The sequence below is a fragment of the Mycobacterium sp. genome (genome assembly GCF_036488105.1).
Lineage (GTDB): Bacteria > Actinomycetota > Actinomycetes > Mycobacteriales > Mycobacteriaceae > Mycobacterium.
Genome location: NZ_DASXHW010000115.1, coordinates 1 through 1522, shown reverse-complemented (window position 1 = coordinate 1522; position 1522 = coordinate 1). Strand labels below are relative to the sequence as shown.

Annotated in this window: 2 protein-coding genes; one reads left to right on the top strand and one right to left on the bottom strand. The window is 64.7% G+C overall.

The features are described 5' to 3' along the window. Positions 1–707 (bottom strand): FAD-dependent monooxygenase (locus VGH54_RS06260; RefSeq protein WP_331511075.1); only part of this gene is annotated, 707 nt, incomplete at its 3' end. A 327-nt stretch (positions 708–1034) separates the two neighbouring features. Here VGH54_RS06260 and VGH54_RS06255 point away from each other — a divergent pair. Then, positions 1035–1522 (top strand): hypothetical protein (locus VGH54_RS06255; protein ID WP_414688653.1); only part of this gene is annotated, 488 nt, incomplete at its 3' end.

Genomic DNA, 1522 nt, shown 5'->3' with positions numbered 1-1522 from the left:
CACGTGGGGCTGTGCATTCCGTAATCTGCTCCGTAGACGGCGACGAGCGCGTCGCGTAGATCGTCCAGGGTTGGTTCGGTACTGGGGACCAGGTGCTGCTCGGTCACCATCACCCGCACCGATCCCCCGTCGGTCGACTCGCTGAGCGCGTGGACACCGACGGCGTCGTGCCGGACGCCCCAGTCTGGCTCACCGCCTGGCGGGAAAGCCATCTCTACCTCGGCGAGCAAATAGCTCATCGTCGGATCCCAGCCCGGGAAGTCGATGCCCGCGGACTTCCGGACCGCGCTGCGTCCGCCGTCGCACCCGACCAGATACTCCGCCCGCAATCGCCGGCCGCCGGACAGGTGGACATCGACCCCAGTGCCGTCCTGATCGACCCCTGTGACCTCGCGTTCGCGATACACCGGCACGGCCAGTTCCTCGACCCAGCCGGCCAGGATGCGCTCGATATGGTTCTGCCACAGCGCAAGCCCATAGGGATGCCGGGTGGGAAAATCGCTGATGTCCAGTCGGATCTGCGAGAACCCCGCAACTTGTGCGATCTGGCCACTTGTCAGGAACCGATCGGCGATGCCGCGTTGGTCGAGCACCTCGATGGTGCGGGAATGTAAGCCGCCCGCGCGGGAGCCGATCAGATCCTGGTTAGCGCGCCGCTCGGCAATGGCGACGTCGACTCCCGCCAACGCCAATTCACCTGCCAGCATCAGCCCGGTCGGTCCTCCCCCGGCCACGACGACGGAATGTTCGATGCTCACTTGGCAATCCCCCAAAATCGCTGAGTTTTAGCTTCGGCGAGCGATTTTGCGCCATGACCCGGGTCTTGCCGCAAGCCCCGGGGTGAGCTATATGTTGAAGGTGAGGATATAAAACCCTCCCCGCGTCTGGCTGCAGGGCGGCCGACTGTCTCGGCTTCAGTAGCGAACATCCTTATGCCGCAACGTCGCACAGCAAATTCTGGATCGTGCCCGGCCACCGGGATACCTGCCTACCATGGGCGCTGTGTCTTCGGGTGACATCCGTACGCATCGGCCGTGATCGCTTTCGTCTGCGCGATGCCGATGGAGCTGCGGCCACTGCGCCGCCGCCTTCGGCTGCGCAAATCCGGTGCGGGCTACGAAGGCAAGGTTGGCGACCGTGCGGTGACCGCAATCGTCACCGGAATCGGCACAGCCTTAGCGGGCAGTGCGACGGCCCGATTACTCGATGCAGTCGACGTCGAGTGGGTGGTGGTCGTAGGCATCACCGGTGCTATCGACGACGACACCCCGATCGGAGCGCTGGTGCTGCCCGAACAGGTCGTCAACAGTGCTGACGGCGCGGTGTACCGACCGACGCCGCTTCGCGTCGGTAACGCCCACGGGACGATATGGACCACCGACGAGTTGCTAACGGATCGGGCGATGCATGCCGATCTGAAATCGCGTGGCGTGGTGTCGCTGGACATGGAGACGGCTGCGATCGCAAAGGTGTGTGACCAGCGCGGTGTCGCCTGGTCGGTGGTTCGGGCCATCAGCGACCG